Below are 15,273 nucleotides of genomic sequence, written 5' to 3'. Positions count from 1 at the left end.
ACAGGAAGGGCATCCATCAACGCGGGAAGCCATCAGGACGAGCACCCGTCAGGACAGGCACCCATCAGGACCCGCACCCATCAAGGCGGGTGCCTCCGGACGGTTGCCCCTGCGGCGCAGCCCTCAGAAACACACAGAGTTCGACAGGGTCATTGCCGCTGTTGTGTTCGGGTTCTAGGGTTTCTGTGGCTCACCACGTGCCTTTGTGCCCAGTAGTCGCTTTACGCCCCTCAGTTCGCGCACCCCACTGTCGTACCGAGGAAGGGCCCCGCCATGCCGCACCCGCGCCCGTACCTGCCTCCGCACACGACTCCCGTCAGCCGTCGCCGACTTCTTGAGGGAGGGGCCGTCGTCCTCGGCGCGCTCGCCCTTCCCTCGTCCGCCTCCGCGGTCCACGCGGCCGACCGGCCCGTCGCGGCGGACGGTTCCCCGGAGTGGAACGGCGCCATCGACGTCTTCCAGGTCGGCACCGAGCCGCCGCACACCACCCTCACCCCGTACGCGGACGTGGCGCAGGCGCTGGACGGCGACCGCACCCGCTCGCCGTACCGGATGAGCCTCGACGGGAAGTGGAGGTTCGCCTACGTCGACCGCCCCGACGACCGTGACCCCGACTTCCACCGCACCGACGTCGACGACAGCTCCTGGGACACCATCCCCGTCCCCTCCGTCTGGCAGCTGCACGGTTACGACTTCCCGATCTACATCAACATCACGTACCCCTACTGGGGCCCCAACGGCCTGGGCGAGGAGCCGCAGCCACCGGCCGCCCCGACCCGCTACAACCCCGTGGGCCAGTACAGACGTACCTTCACCGTCCCGAAGGGCTGGTCGGGGCGGCGGACGTTCCTGCACTTCGAAGGGGTCAAGTCCGCCCACTACGTGTGGATCAACGGAGAACTCGTCGGCTACCACGAGGACTCCTACACCCCTGCCGAGTACGACATCACCCCGCACCTGAAGCCCGGCACCAACCAGATCGCGGTGGAGGTGTACCGCTATTCCGACGGGGACTGGCTGGAGGACCAGGACATGATCCGGCTGAGCGGCATCTTCCGCTCGGTCCACCTCTACTCCACCCCGGCCGTGCACCTGCGCGACTTCAAGCTGGACACCCCGCTGAGCGACGACCACCGGACCGCCGAACTGTCGGTCACCGCGAGCGTGCGCGCCTACGGCGACCGCGAGGGGGACGAGGGCGCCACGGGCTCGTACTCCGTCGAGACCCAGCTCTACGACGCGCGCGGCCACGCCGTCTGGCCCCGCCCGCTGCACCGGGCCGTGGACCTCGGCTCGGCCCCGGCCGGCGAGGACGTGACCGTACAGGCCGCCAGGTCCGTGCCCGCGCCGAAGCTGTGGTCGGCCGAGGACCCGTACCTGTACACGGCCGTGCTGCGGCTGCGCGATCCGGCGGGCAAGGTCGTCGAGACGCTCTCGCACCGCGTCGGTCTGCGTGAGTTCGCGCTGAAGGACGGGCTGATGCGCATCAACGGCCGGCCCGTCTCCCTGCGGGGCACCAACCGGCACGAGATGCACCCCGACCGCGGCACCGCGCTCACCCGCGCGGACCTGGTCAGGGACATCGAGATCATCAAGCGGACCAACATCAACACCGTCCGCACCTCGCACTACCCGAACAACATCCACTGGTACGAACTGGCCGACGAGTACGGCCTGTACCTGGTGGACGAGACCAACCTGGAGACCCACGGCATCCGTGACGAGTACCCGGGCGACCACCCCGACTGGAGCAGGGCGTGTGTGGCCCGCGCGCGGAACATGGTCCACCGCGACAAGAACCACGCCTCCGTCGTCATCTGGTCGCTGGGCAACGAGGCCGGCGGCGGCAGCACCTTCGTCGCCATGCACGACTGGATCCGCTCGTACGACACGACCCGTGTCATCCAGTACGAGGGCGACGACCGGCCCGCGATCAGTGACATCCGCTCCGAGATGTACGACAGCCCCGCGCGCGTCGAGGCCCGTGCCGAGGACACCTCCGACACCCGCCCGTACGTCATGATCGAGTACTCGCACTCGATGGGGAACTCGACCGGCAACTTCAAGAAGTACTGGGACCTCATCCGCCGCCACGACGTGCTCCAGGGCGGCTGGATCTGGGACTTCGTCGACCAGTCCCTGACCACGCCGGTCCCCACGCGCACCCTCTTCACGGAGACCGGGCCGGGCGCGGTGCGCGGCGAGATCCAGGCCGCCGCCGCGACCTTCGACCGGCGGAAGGGGCTGTCCGGCAGCACCGTCTTCGCCCGCGACCCCGGACTCGACCTCACCGGTTCCCTGACGCTGGAGGCCTGGGTCACCCCGGAGGTGACCGGCTACCACCAGCCGCTCATCACCAAGGGCGACACCCAGTACGCCCTCAAGCAGAACGGCGAGAACCTGGAGTTCTTCCTCTACGGCGACGGTCAGTGGATCAGCGCCACCTGGGCCCTCCCGGACGACTGGACCGGCCGGGAACACCACATCGCGGGCGTCTTCGACGCGGCGGCGGGCACCCTGACCCTGCACGTCGACGGCACGGTCCGGGCCACCCGCACCACCACCCGGCGGCCCGCGGTCAACACCGCGCCGCTCTCGCTCGCCACCGACGTCGACAACCCCACCCGGGAGTTCAGCGGCACGATCCGGCGGGCGCGCGTCTACGCCCGCGCGCTGTCCGCGGCCGAACTCGCCTCGGACGGACGCGGCCCCGGCGACGACGGCGTGCGGTTCTGGTTCGACGCGGCCACCGTGAAGGTGACGGAGAAGCGGCCAGGGAACCGCCCCGAGAGCCGCGACTTCTTCGCGTACGGTGGCGACTGGGGCGACCACCCGAACGACGGGGCCTTCGTCGCGGACGGCATCGTCACCGCCGACCGCGGACACACCGGCAAGGCCGCGCAGGTCAAGCGGATCTACCAGGCGATCAACGCCGCACCGGCGGCCTCCGGGAAGTCCCTGGCCGTCGGCGCCGCCGGAGTGGCCGTCACCCTCACCAACGAGTACCTGTTCACCAACCTCCGTGATTTCGACGGCAGTTGGACGCTCGTCGCCGACGGCCGGACCGTGCGGCGCGGACGGCTGAGCCGCGCCCAGCTGGACGTGGCGCCGCTCAGCAGCAAGAACATCACCGTGCCCGTCGGGCTGCCGGCTGACCCGGCGCCCGGCACGGAGTACTTCCTGCGGCTGTCCTTCACCACCAAGGAACGCACCAAGTGGGCCGAGGCCGGCTTCGAGGTGGCCGCCGAGCAACTGCCGGTCGACGCCGACAGCCCCGCCGTGCGGCCCGTTCCCCTGACCCGGGTGCCCGCCCTGCGCCACCAGGACGGCGAGCGGTCCGTCACGGTCCGGGGCGACGGCTTCTCCGTGACCGTCGACAAGAGGACCGGAGTCATCACCTCGTACGAGGCCCGGGGCGCCCGGCTCCTCACCTCCGGGCCCGTGCCGAACTTCTGGCGGGCACCGACCGACAACGACCGGGGCAACGGCCAGCACGTCCGCAACCAGACCTGGCGCGACGCCGGGACCCTGCGCAAGGTGACGGACGTCAGCGTGGACACCCTGCGCGACCGGGCCGTCCGGATCAAGGTCACCGGGACCCTGCCCACCAGCACCGAATCCGTGTACACCACCACCTACACGGTCTTCGGCAACGGCGAGATCAAGGTCGACAACACTCTCCACCCGGGCGCGGCCAACCTGCCCTACATCCCGGAGGTCGGCACCCTGCTCTTCCTCCCGGGCCGGCTGGAGCACCTGCACTACTACGGCCGCGGCCCCGAGGAGAACCACTGGGACCGCAACGACGGCACCGACGTGGGGCTGTACTCCGGGACCGTCTCCGAACAGTGGACGCCCTACATCCGCCCCCAGGAGAACGGCAACAAGACCGACGTCCGCTGGGCCGCCCTCACCGGCCGCGACGGCACCGGGCTGCTCGTCTCCGGCGAACCGCTCATCGAGGTCAACGCCTCGCACTTCACCCCCGAGGACCTGTCCGTCGGCACGCGCCACGACTACCAGCTGACCCGGCGGGACGAGGTCGTCCTGCGCGTCAACCACCGGCAGATGGGCATCGGCGGCGACAACAGCTGGGGCGCGCACACCCACGACGAGTACAAGCTCTTCGCCGACCGGGACTACGCCTACACCTACCGGCTGCGCCCCCTGACCGACGTCGACAGGGCGACGGCGGCCTCCCGGCGACCCACGGCCGAGGAGTGAGCCCCGGGGCCCGGGGGAGGGAACCGGGCTGAGGCAGATGTCGCATTCCCGCCAGCCATCGCCCTGACCGAGGGCGATGCTGGTGGCATGCAGAACGGGATGCACGCCGAGACCGAGCGCTGTGTGCGCGCCGTCCAGTCGAAGGACGCCCGCTTCGACGGATGGTTCTTCACCGCGGTCCTCACCACGCGGATCTACTGCCGGCCCAGCTGCCCCGTCGTGCCTCCGAAGCCGGAGAACATGACGTTCTACCCGAGCGCCGCCGCCTGCCAGCAGGCCGGGTTCCGGGCGTGCAAACGCTGCCGCCCCGACACGAGCCCCGGCTCACCCGAGTGGAACCAGCGCGCCGACCTCGTGGCCCGTGCGATGCGGCTCATCGGCGACGGGACCGTGGACCGCGAGGGCGTGCCGGGGCTCGCGACCCGCCTCGGCTACAGCACCCGGCAGATCGAACGCCAGCTCCTCGCCGAACTGGGCGCCGGCCCGCTCGCCCTGGCCCGCGCCCAGCGCGCCCAGACCGCACGGCTGCTCATCGAGACGACATCGCTCCCGATGGCCGAGATCGCCTTCGCGGCGGGCTTCTCCTCCGTCCGCACCTTCAACGACACGGTCCGTGAGGTCTTCGCCCTCGCCCCGAGCGAGTTGCGCACCAGGGCACCCAAGAACCGCGCCGACCGCGCCGACCCGACCGGCACGCCTGGGGTGTTGACGCTCCGGCTGCCCTTCCGGGCGCCGCTCAACCCCGACAACCTCTTCGGCCACCTCGCCGCCACCGCCGTACCCGGGGTGGAGGAGTGGCGCGACGGCGCGTACCGGCGCACCCTGCGTCTGCCGTACGGCCACGGGGTCGTCGCGCTCACTCCGGAGCCCGACCACATCGGCTGCCGGCTCACCCTCAGCGACCTGCGCGACCTGACCGTCGCCATCAGCCGCTGCCGCCGCATGCTCGACCTGGACGCCGACCCGGTCGCGGTCGACGACCAGTTGCGTACGGATCCGGTGCTGGCACCGCTCGTCGACAAGGCACCGGGCCGCCGGGTGCCCCGTACGGTCGACGAGGCCGAGTTCGCCGTACGGGCCGTGCTGGGGCAGCAGGTGTCCACGGCCGCCGCCCGTACGCACGCGGGACGCCTGGTCACGGCGCACGGGGAGACGGTCGACGATCCCGAGGGCGGCCTCACCCACCTCTTCCCGTCCGTCGAGGCCCTGGCGGCACTCGACCCCGAAGCCCTCGCCATGCCGGCCACCCGCCGGACCACCCTCACCACACTCGTGGGCCAACTGGCCGACGGCACCCTCCAGCTGGGCGTCGAGGGCGACTGGACGGAGACCAGGGCCCGGCTGCTGGCGCTGCCCGGCTTCGGCCCCTGGACCGTGGAGGTCATCGCCATGCGTGCCCTCGGCGACCCCGACGCCTTCCCGGTGACCGACCTCGGAATCCGTTACGCGGCACGGGACTTGGGCCTGCTGTCCACACCGGCCGCGCTGACGGCACGCGCCGCGGACTGGCGGCCCTGGCGCGCGTACGCCGTCCAGTACCTGTGGGCGACGGGCACCCACCCCGTCAACTTCCTCCCCGAGCAAGCAGCTCACGCACCGAAGGACACACAGTGAAGCAGCACACCGTCGTCGACAGCCCGTACGGCCCGCTCACGCTGGTCGCCACCGGAGGCGTCCTCTCCGGGCTCTACATGACCGACCAGCGCCACCGCCCGCCCGAGGAGAGCTTCGGCGACCCCGGCGACCCGGACGACACACCGTTCGCCGAGGTGGCCGAGGAACTACGGGCCTATTTCGCAGGCGAGTTGAAGGACTTCTCCGTCCAACTGCACCTCCACGGAACCCCGTTCCAGCGTTCCGTCTGGGCGGAACTCCGCAGAATCCCGTACGGCGAGACCCGTTCGTACGGTCAACTCGCCGACGCCCTCGGCAATCCGAACGCGTCACGCGCGGTGGGCCTCGCCAACGGCAAGAACCCACTGGGGATCATCGTGCCCTGCCACCGCGTGGTGGGCGCGGACGGCAGCCTGACGGGCTACGGCGGCGGCCTGCAACGCAAGCAGCAACTGCTGGACTTCGAACGGGGCGGACAGGGAGCGGGACAGGAGGGGCAGGAAGGAACCCTGGCACTCTTATGAGCCGCTGCGGGAGAGACGGCGGGGCGCGTCAGCCGACCGGGTCGCCGTTCTCCAGTTCCGCCGTGCCCCTGCCCTCCGTCAGTACGTCGAGTGCGGTGAGCACGCGGCGGCCCAGGGAGCCCGGCATGTGGTCCGCGAGTTCCTCGCGCGGGACCAGGCGCCAGGACAGCAGTTCCGACTCCTGGAGGCGGATCGACTTGAACTGCTCCTCCGTGAGGACTCCACCGTCGTACAGGTACGCCACGATCGGGGGCCGCTCCGTACCGGGCACCCAGTCCACCGCGAGCAGCCTGCCGATCTCCAGGTCGAGGCCGATCTCCTCAAGGGTCTCCCGGTGTGCCCCCTGCCTCGGGGTCTCCCCGGCGTCCGACTCCACGGTCCCGCCCGGCAGCGCCCAGCCCGCACGGTAGTTGGGCTCGACGAGCAGCACACGGCCCTCGGCGTCACGGAAGAGGGCGGCGGCGCCGACGAGCACTCGGGGGAGGCCCGCGATGTACGTGGCGTAGTCAGGGGTGGTCATCGGGCCAGCGTAGCGAGATCGACGGGAGGTTCCGCAAGATCGTCAACGCGTGGAGGACTTACACCCGGTCTGTCGAATTCCTCTCGGTCTCAGCTGTTTTGCATACGTACGGCACCGCACCACATGAGAAGGTCGTCAGGTTTTATTCGTATTGCGTGTTGGGAGTCCCATGAAGTCGTTGAGTCGTACGACGGCCCTCGCGGCCGGTGCCGTCGCGGTCGCCGCCGTCCTGTCCGGCCCCGGTGCCGCCGTCGCCCAGGCCGCTCCGGCCGAGCCTCTGGTCACCACCGGGGACGTCGGTGTGCGGACCGGGGACCTCGACCTGCTGGAGGATGTGCTGGAGCACATCAGCATCCCGTTCGGACACAAGGGAACGCTGACACACCAGCTCTACGACTCGCGCGGCACCGACGCCGGCTGACCCGCCGCCGTCCCGCCCAGCCTGTCCGACCGCTGTCCGGGTCCTGAGAACCGCCCTGGGCAGCGGCCCCCTCCTGCGGTTAGGGTCGCAGCGGCGCGACTGCCTTGACATGCGCAAGGCCCGAAGAGCAAGGGGAACACAAGGTGGCTGACGCTGCAGTGAACCGGACCGGAAGCCAGATCCAGCGCGTACTCGTCGCCGCGGACAAGTTCAAGGGCTCGCTCACGGCCGTCCAGGTGGCCGAGCGGGTCACCGCGGGACTGCACCGGATCGCGCCCCGGGTCGAGGTCGAGTCGCTCCCCGTGGCCGACGGCGGCGACGGCACCGTGGCCGCGGCGGTCGCCGCCGGGTTCGAACGCCACGAGGTACGGGTCGCCGGGCCGCTCGGTGACGAGGTCACCGCCGCCTTCGCCCTGCGCGACGGGACCGCGGTCGTGGAGATGGCCGAGGCCAGCGGGCTGCAGCGACTGCCCGCCGGGACCTTCGCGCCGCTCACGGCGTCCACGTACGGGTCCGGGGAACTGCTGCGGGCCGCGCTCGACGCCGGGGCCCGGACGATCGTCTTCGGCGTCGGCGGCAGTGCGACCACCGACGGCGGGGCCGGGATGCTGGCCGCGCTCGGGGCCCGGTTCCTCGACGAGGACGGCGAGCCCGTACCGCCCGGGGGCGGTTCCCTCGGAGAACTCGCCACGGCGGACCTGACCGGTCTCGACCCCCGCCTCGCCGATGTCGACGTGGTCCTCGCGAGCGACGTGGACAACCCGCTGACCGGGCCGAAGGGCGCACCGGCGGTGTACGGGCCGCAGAAGGGCGCCTCCCCGGACGACGTCGCGGTGCTCGACGCGGGGCTCGCCCACTTCGCCGCGATCCTGGAGAAGTCGATCGGGAGCCGGGCCGCGGAGTACGCCGTCGCGCCCGGGGCCGGGGCCGCCGGTGGCATCGGGTACGGGGCCCTGGTCGGCCTCGGCGCGAGTTTCCGGCCCGGTATCGAGGTCATGCTCGACGTGCTCGGGTTCGGGCCGGCGCTGGAGCGGGCGACGCTCGTCATCACGGGGGAGGGGTCGCTGGACGAGCAGACCCTCCACGGGAAGGCTCCCGCGGGGGTTGCGGCGGCGGCTCGTGCCGCCGGCAAGGAGGTCATCGCCGTGTGCGGGCGGTTGGCTCTTGCTCCTGAGGCGCTGGGGCGGGCGGGGATTCGGCGGGTGTATCCGCTCACCGATGTCGAGCCGGATGTGGGCCGATGCATCGCTGACGCGGGCCCGATCCTGGAACGGGTGGCCGAACGGATCGCACAGGATTTCCTGACCTGAGGGCTTTTCTCGCCCCCGCCGCCCCTACCCGTTCCCGTCCATGTATGGGGGCTGCGCCCCCTCGCCCCCCTTTGTCCTCAAACGCCGGACGGGCTGGAGGTATCCGCCGGTCCGCGAGGTTTTCAGCCCGTCCGGCGTTTGAGGACCGGGGGTTCGGGGGCAGCGCCCCCGAGTCAGTGACGGGAACGGGTAGGGGCGGCGGGGGCGAAAACAAGGCGCTCCCCCCTACCCCCCAACCCCCGCCAAGCGATACGCATCCAACGCCAACGTCATCTCGATCAGGTCCCGCGGTCGCGCCAACGACCGCGACGTCAGTTGTTCCAGCCGTCGCAGGCGGTTGAAGACAGTGTTCCGGTGGCAGTACAGCCGCCCCGCCGCCCGCCCGGCAGACCCCTCACAACTCAGCCACGCGTCAAGCGTCTCCAACAGCACGGCCCGATCCGGCGGTTCGAGTTCCAGCAGGGAACCGAACACGTCCGCCACCAGCCGCGACGCCAGCTCGGGCTGGCTGACGACGAGCGCGGTCGGCATCCGCTGATCGAGCCGCACGACGGCACTGGCGTCCGGCGGACACGTACGCAGGGCCAGTTCGGCGAGCCGCCGCGCCCGCCCGAGCTCGGCGAGCCCGGCGACCACGGGGCTGATCCCGCCGGGACCGGAACACCGCCCGTCGAGCGCGCGGGCGACCCCGTCGAGCCCCTGTCCGGGCCCGAGCGCCACCACTCCGACCTCGCAGTCGGCCCGCATCCGCCAGACGAACCGCAGGCCCGCCCCCTCCACGGGCCGCCGCAACGGCTCGCGCCGCTCCGAGCGCAGGACGACCACCGCGTAAGGACCCCGCTCGGGAAGGTCGAGACCGGCGGCGGCGCGCGCCGCGAGGCCGGGCGCCTCCTGGCCCTCCAGGAGCGCGTCGAGGAGCGCCTGGAGCCGTTCGTCGGTACGCCTCCGCAGCTCCATCTCGGTCGCCCGGTACGCCTCGGTCGCCGTCGCGGCCTGCGCGTCGACGGCGGACCACACCATGGTCGCCGACCGCATCAGCACCCCGAGACGCTCGGGCTCCCTGCCGGCCGCCGCCTCAAGCAGCGCGTCCCACACCAGATAGCCGGCGGAGCGGTACGCGTGCACCAGCAGCTCCAGCGGCAGGCCCTGTTGGGCCCGGCGCCGGCCCGCGTCCTCCGCGTACTCCAGATCGCGGCGGGGCGAGTCCCGGGGCGCGGAGATCGTCTCGATCCCGATCCGCATCGCGTCCTGGGCCTCCCGCCACTGCTGGTCGTACGGCAGGAACTCCCCGTAGACGGGGGAGTGTTCGGCCAGTTGCCGCATGTGCTCGTCGACGAGTTCCGGCAGCCGCTCCAGCAGCGCCGTGCAGGACTCGGCGAGCAGCTTCCAGTCATGACCGGTACGCCTTCTGCGGGCTCCCATGGCCGGAGGATGCCACCTGTGTGCCGCCCCGCACAGGCCCCTGACACGCGGTGTTGTGCGCGCGCACAACGCCTGCCCGCACCCGCTGGTCACCCGCAGCGATTCGCCCGCGCCCCGTGGACGGACGCCTCCACCGGTGCTGTGGTGAGCGCCACACCGGACGTGAACACGTCGGGTGCGAGGCGATCAGGAGCGCGATGACCGCGATGACAGGGGGAATGCCATGGGTGGGTCGGGGCTGGCCGTACGGGACCTGTCGGTCGGATACGGGCCCGTACGAGCACTGCGCCAGGTGTCCCTGGAGGTGCCGGAAGGAGCCGTCGTCACGGTCCTCGGCGGCAACGGCGCGGGCAAGACGACCCTCCTGCGGGCCATCTGCCGGACCCTGTCCTTCCACGGCGGCGCGGTCACCGGCGGCACGGTCGAGTTCGACGGCCGTCGGATGGACGGCCTCGCACCGGACCGGGTGGTGGCCGCCGGGATCTCCCAGATCCCGGAAGGGCGGCGGGTGTTCGCCCGGATGACCGTCGCCGACAACCTGCGCGCCGGGGCGCTCGGTGCCACCGGCGGCCGTGCCGAGCGGGCCGCCGCCCTGCGCCGCGTCCACGAACTGTTCCCCGTCCTCGCCGACCGCGCCCAGCAGCACGCCGGTCTGCTGTCCGGCGGGGAACAGCAGATGCTCGCGGTCGGCCGCGCCCTGATGGCCGCCCCGAGGATGCTGCTCCTCGACGAACCGTCCCTGGGGCTCGCCCCGTTGATGGCGGCGCGGATCGCCGAGACGGTACGGGAGATCAACACCCAGGGCACCTCGATCCTGCTCGTGGAGCAGAACGCCGCTCTGGCCCTGCGCCTGGCCACCCGGGCGTACGTCCTGGAGGTCGGCGAGGTCACCCTGTCGGGGCCGGCCGACGAACTGGCCGCCTCCGACGAGGTGCGCCGCCGCTACCTGGGCGTGGTCGACGAGGACGCGGCGGCCGACGCCGAGCGGGCCCGCACCTCGCACCCGGCGCTGACCCGATGGAAGGGGTGAGCACCTCACCATGACGAACGACGCGCCACCGCAGCCCACTTCACCCGGCTCCGACACGGACGTACCACCGCTTCAGGTACGGGACCTGACCGTGCGCTTCGCCGGTCTGACCGCCCTGGACGCCGTGAACTTCACCGTGCGCCCCGGCACCGTGCACGCCCTCATCGGCCCCAACGGGGCTGGCAAGTCCACCTGCTTCAACGTGCTGTCCGGCGTCTACCGCGCCACCTCCGGCAGCGTCCGCTTCGGCGAGCACGAACTCACCGGCATGCCTCCGCACCGCATCGCCGGTCTGGGCGTCGCCCGCATCTTCCAGAACCTCGCCCTGCCCCCGCTCGCCACCGTCGAGGACAGCCTCCTGCTGGGCCGCCACCGGCTGACCCGCACGGGCTTCCTCGCCGCGGGACTGAAGCTGCCCTCGGCGGCCCGTGAGGAGCGCCGTCACCGTGAACGCGTCCGTGAGATCGCCGAGTTCGTCGGCATCTCGTCCTGCCTCGGCCGTCCGGCGGGTTCGCTGCCGTACGGGCAGCAGAAGCTCGCCGAACTCGCCCGCGCCCTGTGCATGGAGCCCCGGCTGCTGCTCCTGGACGAGCCGGTCGCGGGCATGACCGCCGACGAGCGGATCCGCACCTCCGCCGTGATCGCGGGGGTCCGCGACAGCCTCGGCATCTCGATCGTCCTGGTGGAACACGACATGGGGGTGGTGATGCGGCTCGCCGACGCGGTGACCGTACTCGACTTCGGGCGCCACATCGCGGACGGCGCCCCCGCCGACGTACAGAACGATCCGGCGGTCGTACGCGCCTATCTGGGGGAGCGCTCCGAGGAACCCGAAGGGGCCGGGCGCTCCGGGAAAGAGGAGAGCACGCCGTGAGCACCTTCGCCGAACTCCTCCTCAACGGGCTGTCGATGGGGTCGGTCTACGCCCTCATCGCCCTCGGCTTCGTGGTCATCTTCCGGGCCACCGAGGTCGTCAACTTCGCCCATGCGTCCCTGCTGCTGGCCGGCGGGTACATCACCGCGGTCCTCCACGACGACATCGGCTTCTGGCCCGCCCTGCTGGCCGGGATCGCCGGGGCCGCGCTGGTCGGGGCGGCCGTCGAGTTCTTCGTGATGCGCCGCTACCGGGGCTCCGACCACAGCGTCCTCGCCATCGTCACCATCGGCGTGGACATCCTCCTCACCACGGAACTCACCCGCCGGATCGGCACCGACGTCCTGCCGCTCGGCGACCCGTGGGGCGACGACGTCCTCACCATCGGCTCCATCTCGCTCGCCCACACGCGCATCGCCGCCTTCGTCACCGCGGGCCTGCTCATCACGGCCTTCCTGCTCACCTTCCGGTACACCTCCTGGGGTGTGGCCATGCGGGCCGCCGCCGAGAGCACGGAGACGGCGGCGCTGATGGGCGTACGGCTCGGGCGGGTGTCGCTCGGCGCCTGGGCCGTGGCGGGCGGGCTCGCCGCCGTGGCCGCCCTGTTCCTGACCGTCTTCCCCACCCCGGGCCTGGAGCGGGCCACCTCGCTCGCCGCCCTCAAGGCCTTCCCCGCCGCGATCCTCGGCGGCCTCGACTCCACCACCGGAGCACTCGTCGGCGGTCTCATCGTCGGCGTCACGGAATCCCTCGCGACCGGCTACCAGAGCGAACTGTCTTTCCTTGGCCGGGGGTTGGGCGATGTCGCCCCCTACCTCGTGATGACCGTGATCCTGCTCATCCGGCCCGCCGGGCTGTTCGGCACGAAGGAGCTGGCCCGTGTCTGAGACACCCGTCTCCGAAGCACCGGTGTCCGAAGCACCCGCATCCGAGACCCCCGCCCGCCGCCCCCTGCGGCTCCCCACCCGCGCCCGTACGTACGTCTGGGCCGCAGGCAGCCTCCTGCTGCTCGCCCTGCCCTTCTACCTGGACCGCTTCTGGCTCCAGGCGGGTCTGTTCGCGATGGCCGCGGCGATCGGCGCGATCGGGCTCAACCTGCTCACCGGCTCCACCGGCCAGCTCTCCATGGGGCACGCCTTCTTCCTCGCGGTCGGCGCGTACGGCTACTGCGTGTTCGCCGCGGACGGCGGTGACGGGCTGACCGGCCTGGGCCTGCCGACCTGGCTCGCGGCCGTCCTCGCCGTCCTGGTCGCGGGCCTGGCGGGCGGCGTCTTCAGCCCCATCGCGGGACGCCTGCGCGGCGCCTATCTGGGCATCGCCACGCTCGCGCTGATCTTCATCGGCCAGCACGTGCTGTTCAACGCCAAGGACCTCACGGGCGGCTTCAACGGCCGTGACGTACCGCCCCTGAGCCTGTTCGGGCTGACCTTCGACGACAGTGAACTCCTCGTCGCCAACGTCCCGTTCGGCTCTGCGGAGAAGCTCTGGTACGCGGCGCTCGTGATGCTCCTCGGCGGCGCGCTCTTCGCCCGCGGGGTGCTGCGCGGGCGCCCCGGACGCGCCATGAACGCCATCCGCGACCACCGCATCGCCGCCGGTGTCATGGGCGTCCCGGTGGCCCGCTACCGGGCCGCCGTCTTCGTCCTGTCCTCCATGTACGCGGGCCTCGCGGGCGTCCTGCTCGCCCTGGTCTTCCAGCGGACGGTGCCGGACTACTTCGGCATCACGCTGTCGCTCGAATACCTCGCCATGATCGTCATCGGCGGGCTCGGCTCGGTCTCGGGGGCGGTGATCGGCGCGGTGTTCGTCTCCGTGCTGCCGCAGCTGCTGACCCGCTACAGCGATGCGCTGCCCCTGGTCTCCGCCCCCGGTACGGGCGGGATCGCACCGGGGGAGGCATCCCGGTACCTCTACGGCGCCGCCATTGTCGTGGTGGTGCTCTTCCTTCCCGGCGGCCTGGTCAGGGTGGCCGCCGGACGACGCTTCAGGACCGATCCAGGGGAGGAACGATGAGCACGTTGAACACGACCCGCACGACCAGGGTGGCCGCCGGTGCGATCGCGGCGCTGCTGCTGCTGTCCGGCTGCAGCTCCAAGGCCAAGGATGACGACAAGAAGGGCGACACCGCCGCGGGAGAGGTGAAGACCGGTGAGGGCATCTCCGGCAAGACCATCTCGCTGGGCGCCCTCACCGACATGACGGGGGTCTACGCCACCCTCGGCAAGAGCGTCACCCAGGCCCAGCAGCTCTATGTGAAGCAGCTGAACGACGGCGGGGGCGTGTGCGGCTACAAGGTCGAGCTGACCGTCCGCGACCACGGCTACGACCCGCAGAAGGCCGTCTCCGCGTACACCGAGCTGGCGCCCAAGGTGCTCGGGTTCGCCCAGTTCATCGGTTCGCCGTTCGTCGCCGCGGCCAAGCCGCGCATCGACGGCCAGGACAAGGGCCTGGTCCTGCCGCAGGCCTGGTCGTCCGCCCTGCTCGGCAGCCCGTACATCCGGGTCATCGGGTCCACGTACGACATCGAGACGATCAACGCCGTCGACTTCCTGATGAAGGAGAAGGGCCTCAAGAAGGGCGACAAGCTCGGGCACGTCTACTTCGAGGGCGACTACGGCGAGAGCGCGCTGGCCGGCTCCAAGCACATCGCGAAGGAGACCGGGCTGACCGTCGTCGAGCAGAAGATCAAGCCGACCGACAACGACATGACCGCGCAGGTCGCCGCCCTGAAGAAGGCCGGTGTCAAGGCGGTCGTCCTCAGCGCGGGCCCCCGCCAGGCGGCCTCCCTGGTCGGCGTCGCGGCGGCGGGCGGCTTCAACGTCCCGATCATCGGCAACAACTCGGCCTTCGCCCCGCAGCTGCTCGCCACCCAGGCGGGTCCGGCCCTGGCGAAGAACTACTGGGTGGCCTCGCCGTCGCTGCCCATCGGAGCGGACACCCCGGGCGCCAAGAAGCTGGTCACCGACTACCAGAAGGCGTATCCCAAGGACTCCCTGGACAACGGTGTGGTCGCCGGCTGGACGGCCGCGTCCGCCTTCGGTGAGGCGCTGAAGAAGGCCTGCGCGTCCAAGGACCTGACCCGTGAGGGCGTGGACAAGGCCCTGCTCACCATCGACGCCCTGGACACGGGCTTCGGCATCCCGCAGAACTTCACGGACCCCAAGGCCCCCTCCTCCAAGGAGAGCGTCATCCTCCAGCCGGACAAGTCGGTGACGGGCGGCATGAAGGTGGTCCAGGAGCCGGCGGCCTCGACGGTGGCGGAGGCATACACACCGAGCGCGTAGGACCCCTGGGGGCCCGCAGGGGCCCCTCAGGGGCGCGGGGAACTGCGCGA

The 15,273-nt window shown here is 71.4% G+C and carries 12 protein-coding genes; 10 read left to right on the top strand and 2 right to left on the bottom strand.

Annotated elements, in window-relative coordinates; genetic code table 11:
- Nucleotides 1-273 precede the first annotated feature (273 nt).
- The 3 genes from ACZ60E_RS08020 to ACZ60E_RS08010 all read left to right on the top strand — a co-directional run bounded on the left by ACZ60E_RS08020 (nt 274) and on the right by ACZ60E_RS08010 (nt 6,362).
- Nucleotides 274-4,224: a glycoside hydrolase family 2 TIM barrel-domain containing protein gene (locus ACZ60E_RS08020; RefSeq protein WP_469438963.1), complete on the top strand. Its 3,951-nt coding sequence runs from the start codon at nt 274-276 to the stop codon at nt 4,222-4,224.
- A gap of 99 nt (nt 4,225-4,323) precedes the next feature.
- Nucleotides 4,324-5,838 carry an AlkA N-terminal domain-containing protein gene (locus ACZ60E_RS08015; RefSeq protein WP_469439016.1) on the top strand — a complete coding sequence of 505 codons (1,515 nt, stop codon included), beginning with the start codon at nt 4,324-4,326 and terminating at the stop codon, nt 5,836-5,838.
- Complete coding sequence (locus ACZ60E_RS08010) at nt 5,835-6,362, top strand: methylated-DNA--[protein]-cysteine S-methyltransferase (RefSeq protein WP_469438962.1); 528 nt, start codon at nt 5,835-5,837, stop codon at nt 6,360-6,362. The genes ACZ60E_RS08015 and ACZ60E_RS08010 overlap by 4 nt, the downstream gene beginning before the upstream one ends.
- Before the next feature lie 28 nt (nt 6,363-6,390).
- Here ACZ60E_RS08010 and ACZ60E_RS08005 read toward each other — a convergent pair whose 3' ends face one another.
- Nucleotides 6,391-6,882: an NUDIX domain-containing protein gene (locus ACZ60E_RS08005; RefSeq protein ID WP_469438961.1), complete on the bottom strand. Its 492-nt coding sequence runs from the start codon at nt 6,880-6,882 to the stop codon at nt 6,391-6,393.
- A 169-nt stretch (nt 6,883-7,051) separates the two neighbouring features.
- On the opposite strand from ACZ60E_RS08005, the gene ACZ60E_RS08000 reads away from it, so the two are divergent.
- Both ACZ60E_RS08000 and ACZ60E_RS07995 read left to right on the top strand, forming a co-directional pair.
- Nucleotides 7,052-7,303 carry a hypothetical protein gene (locus ACZ60E_RS08000; protein ID WP_384807019.1) on the top strand — a complete coding sequence of 84 codons (252 nt, stop codon included), beginning with the start codon at nt 7,052-7,054 and terminating at the stop codon, nt 7,301-7,303.
- A 143-nt stretch (nt 7,304-7,446) separates the two neighbouring features.
- Nucleotides 7,447-8,613, top strand: a complete 1,167-nt coding sequence (locus ACZ60E_RS07995) for a glycerate kinase (protein WP_469438960.1) — start codon at nt 7,447-7,449, stop codon at nt 8,611-8,613.
- Nucleotides 8,614-8,838: 225 nt separating this feature from the next.
- Here the strand turns inward: ACZ60E_RS07995 and ACZ60E_RS07990 are convergent, their stop codons facing one another.
- On the bottom strand, nt 8,839-10,035 hold the full coding sequence (locus ACZ60E_RS07990) for a PucR family transcriptional regulator (protein WP_453795715.1): 1,197 nt from the start codon (nt 10,033-10,035) through the stop codon (nt 8,839-8,841).
- Between the two features lie 223 nt (nt 10,036-10,258).
- Between ACZ60E_RS07990 and ACZ60E_RS07985 the strand changes: the two genes are divergently transcribed.
- The 5 genes from ACZ60E_RS07985 to ACZ60E_RS07965 are packed head-to-tail and all read left to right on the top strand — an operon-like array spanning nt 10,259 to nt 15,223.
- Complete coding sequence (locus tag ACZ60E_RS07985) at nt 10,259-11,065, top strand: ABC transporter ATP-binding protein (protein ID WP_384807024.1); 807 nt, start codon at nt 10,259-10,261, stop codon at nt 11,063-11,065.
- Between the two features lie 10 nt (nt 11,066-11,075).
- Nucleotides 11,076-11,939: an ABC transporter ATP-binding protein gene (locus tag ACZ60E_RS07980; RefSeq protein WP_469438959.1), complete on the top strand. Its 864-nt coding sequence runs from the start codon at nt 11,076-11,078 to the stop codon at nt 11,937-11,939.
- Nucleotides 11,936-12,826: a branched-chain amino acid ABC transporter permease gene (locus tag ACZ60E_RS07975; protein WP_210888455.1), complete on the top strand. Its 891-nt coding sequence runs from the start codon at nt 11,936-11,938 to the stop codon at nt 12,824-12,826. The genes ACZ60E_RS07980 and ACZ60E_RS07975 overlap by 4 nt, the downstream gene beginning before the upstream one ends.
- A 22-nt stretch (nt 12,827-12,848) precedes the next feature.
- On the top strand, nt 12,849-13,952 hold the full coding sequence (locus tag ACZ60E_RS07970) for a branched-chain amino acid ABC transporter permease (protein ID WP_384807092.1): 1,104 nt from the start codon (nt 12,849-12,851) through the stop codon (nt 13,950-13,952).
- Nucleotides 13,949-15,223 carry an ABC transporter substrate-binding protein gene (locus ACZ60E_RS07965; protein ID WP_469438958.1) on the top strand — a complete coding sequence of 425 codons (1,275 nt, stop codon included), beginning with the start codon at nt 13,949-13,951 and terminating at the stop codon, nt 15,221-15,223. The genes ACZ60E_RS07970 and ACZ60E_RS07965 overlap by 4 nt, the downstream gene beginning before the upstream one ends.
- Nucleotides 15,224-15,273 lie beyond the last annotated feature (50 nt).

The organism is Streptomyces sp. NPDC102514, from assembly GCF_055584525.1.
Note: the sequence above shows the minus strand (reverse complement) of the source record. Positions and strands in the feature narration are given on the sequence as shown.

Coding starts and splice junctions, on each gene's coding strand:
- ACZ60E_RS08020 (WP_469438963.1), top strand. CDS start 274: ATGCCGCACCCGCGCCCGTACCTGCCTCCGCACACGACTCCCGTCAGC.
- ACZ60E_RS08015 (WP_469439016.1), top strand. CDS start 4,324: ATGCACGCCGAGACCGAGCGCTGTGTGCGCGCCGTCCAGTCGAAGGAC.
- ACZ60E_RS08005 (WP_469438961.1), bottom strand. CDS start 6,882: ATGACCACCCCTGACTACGCCACGTACATCGCGGGCCTCCCCCGAGTG.
- ACZ60E_RS08000 (WP_384807019.1), top strand. CDS start 7,052: ATGAAGTCGTTGAGTCGTACGACGGCCCTCGCGGCCGGTGCCGTCGCG.
- ACZ60E_RS07990 (WP_453795715.1), bottom strand. CDS start 10,035: ATGGGAGCCCGCAGAAGGCGTACCGGTCATGACTGGAAGCTGCTCGCC.
- ACZ60E_RS07985 (WP_384807024.1), top strand. CDS start 10,259: ATGGGTGGGTCGGGGCTGGCCGTACGGGACCTGTCGGTCGGATACGGG.
- ACZ60E_RS07980 (WP_469438959.1), top strand. CDS start 11,076: ATGACGAACGACGCGCCACCGCAGCCCACTTCACCCGGCTCCGACACG.
- ACZ60E_RS07965 (WP_469438958.1), top strand. CDS start 13,949: ATGAGCACGTTGAACACGACCCGCACGACCAGGGTGGCCGCCGGTGCG.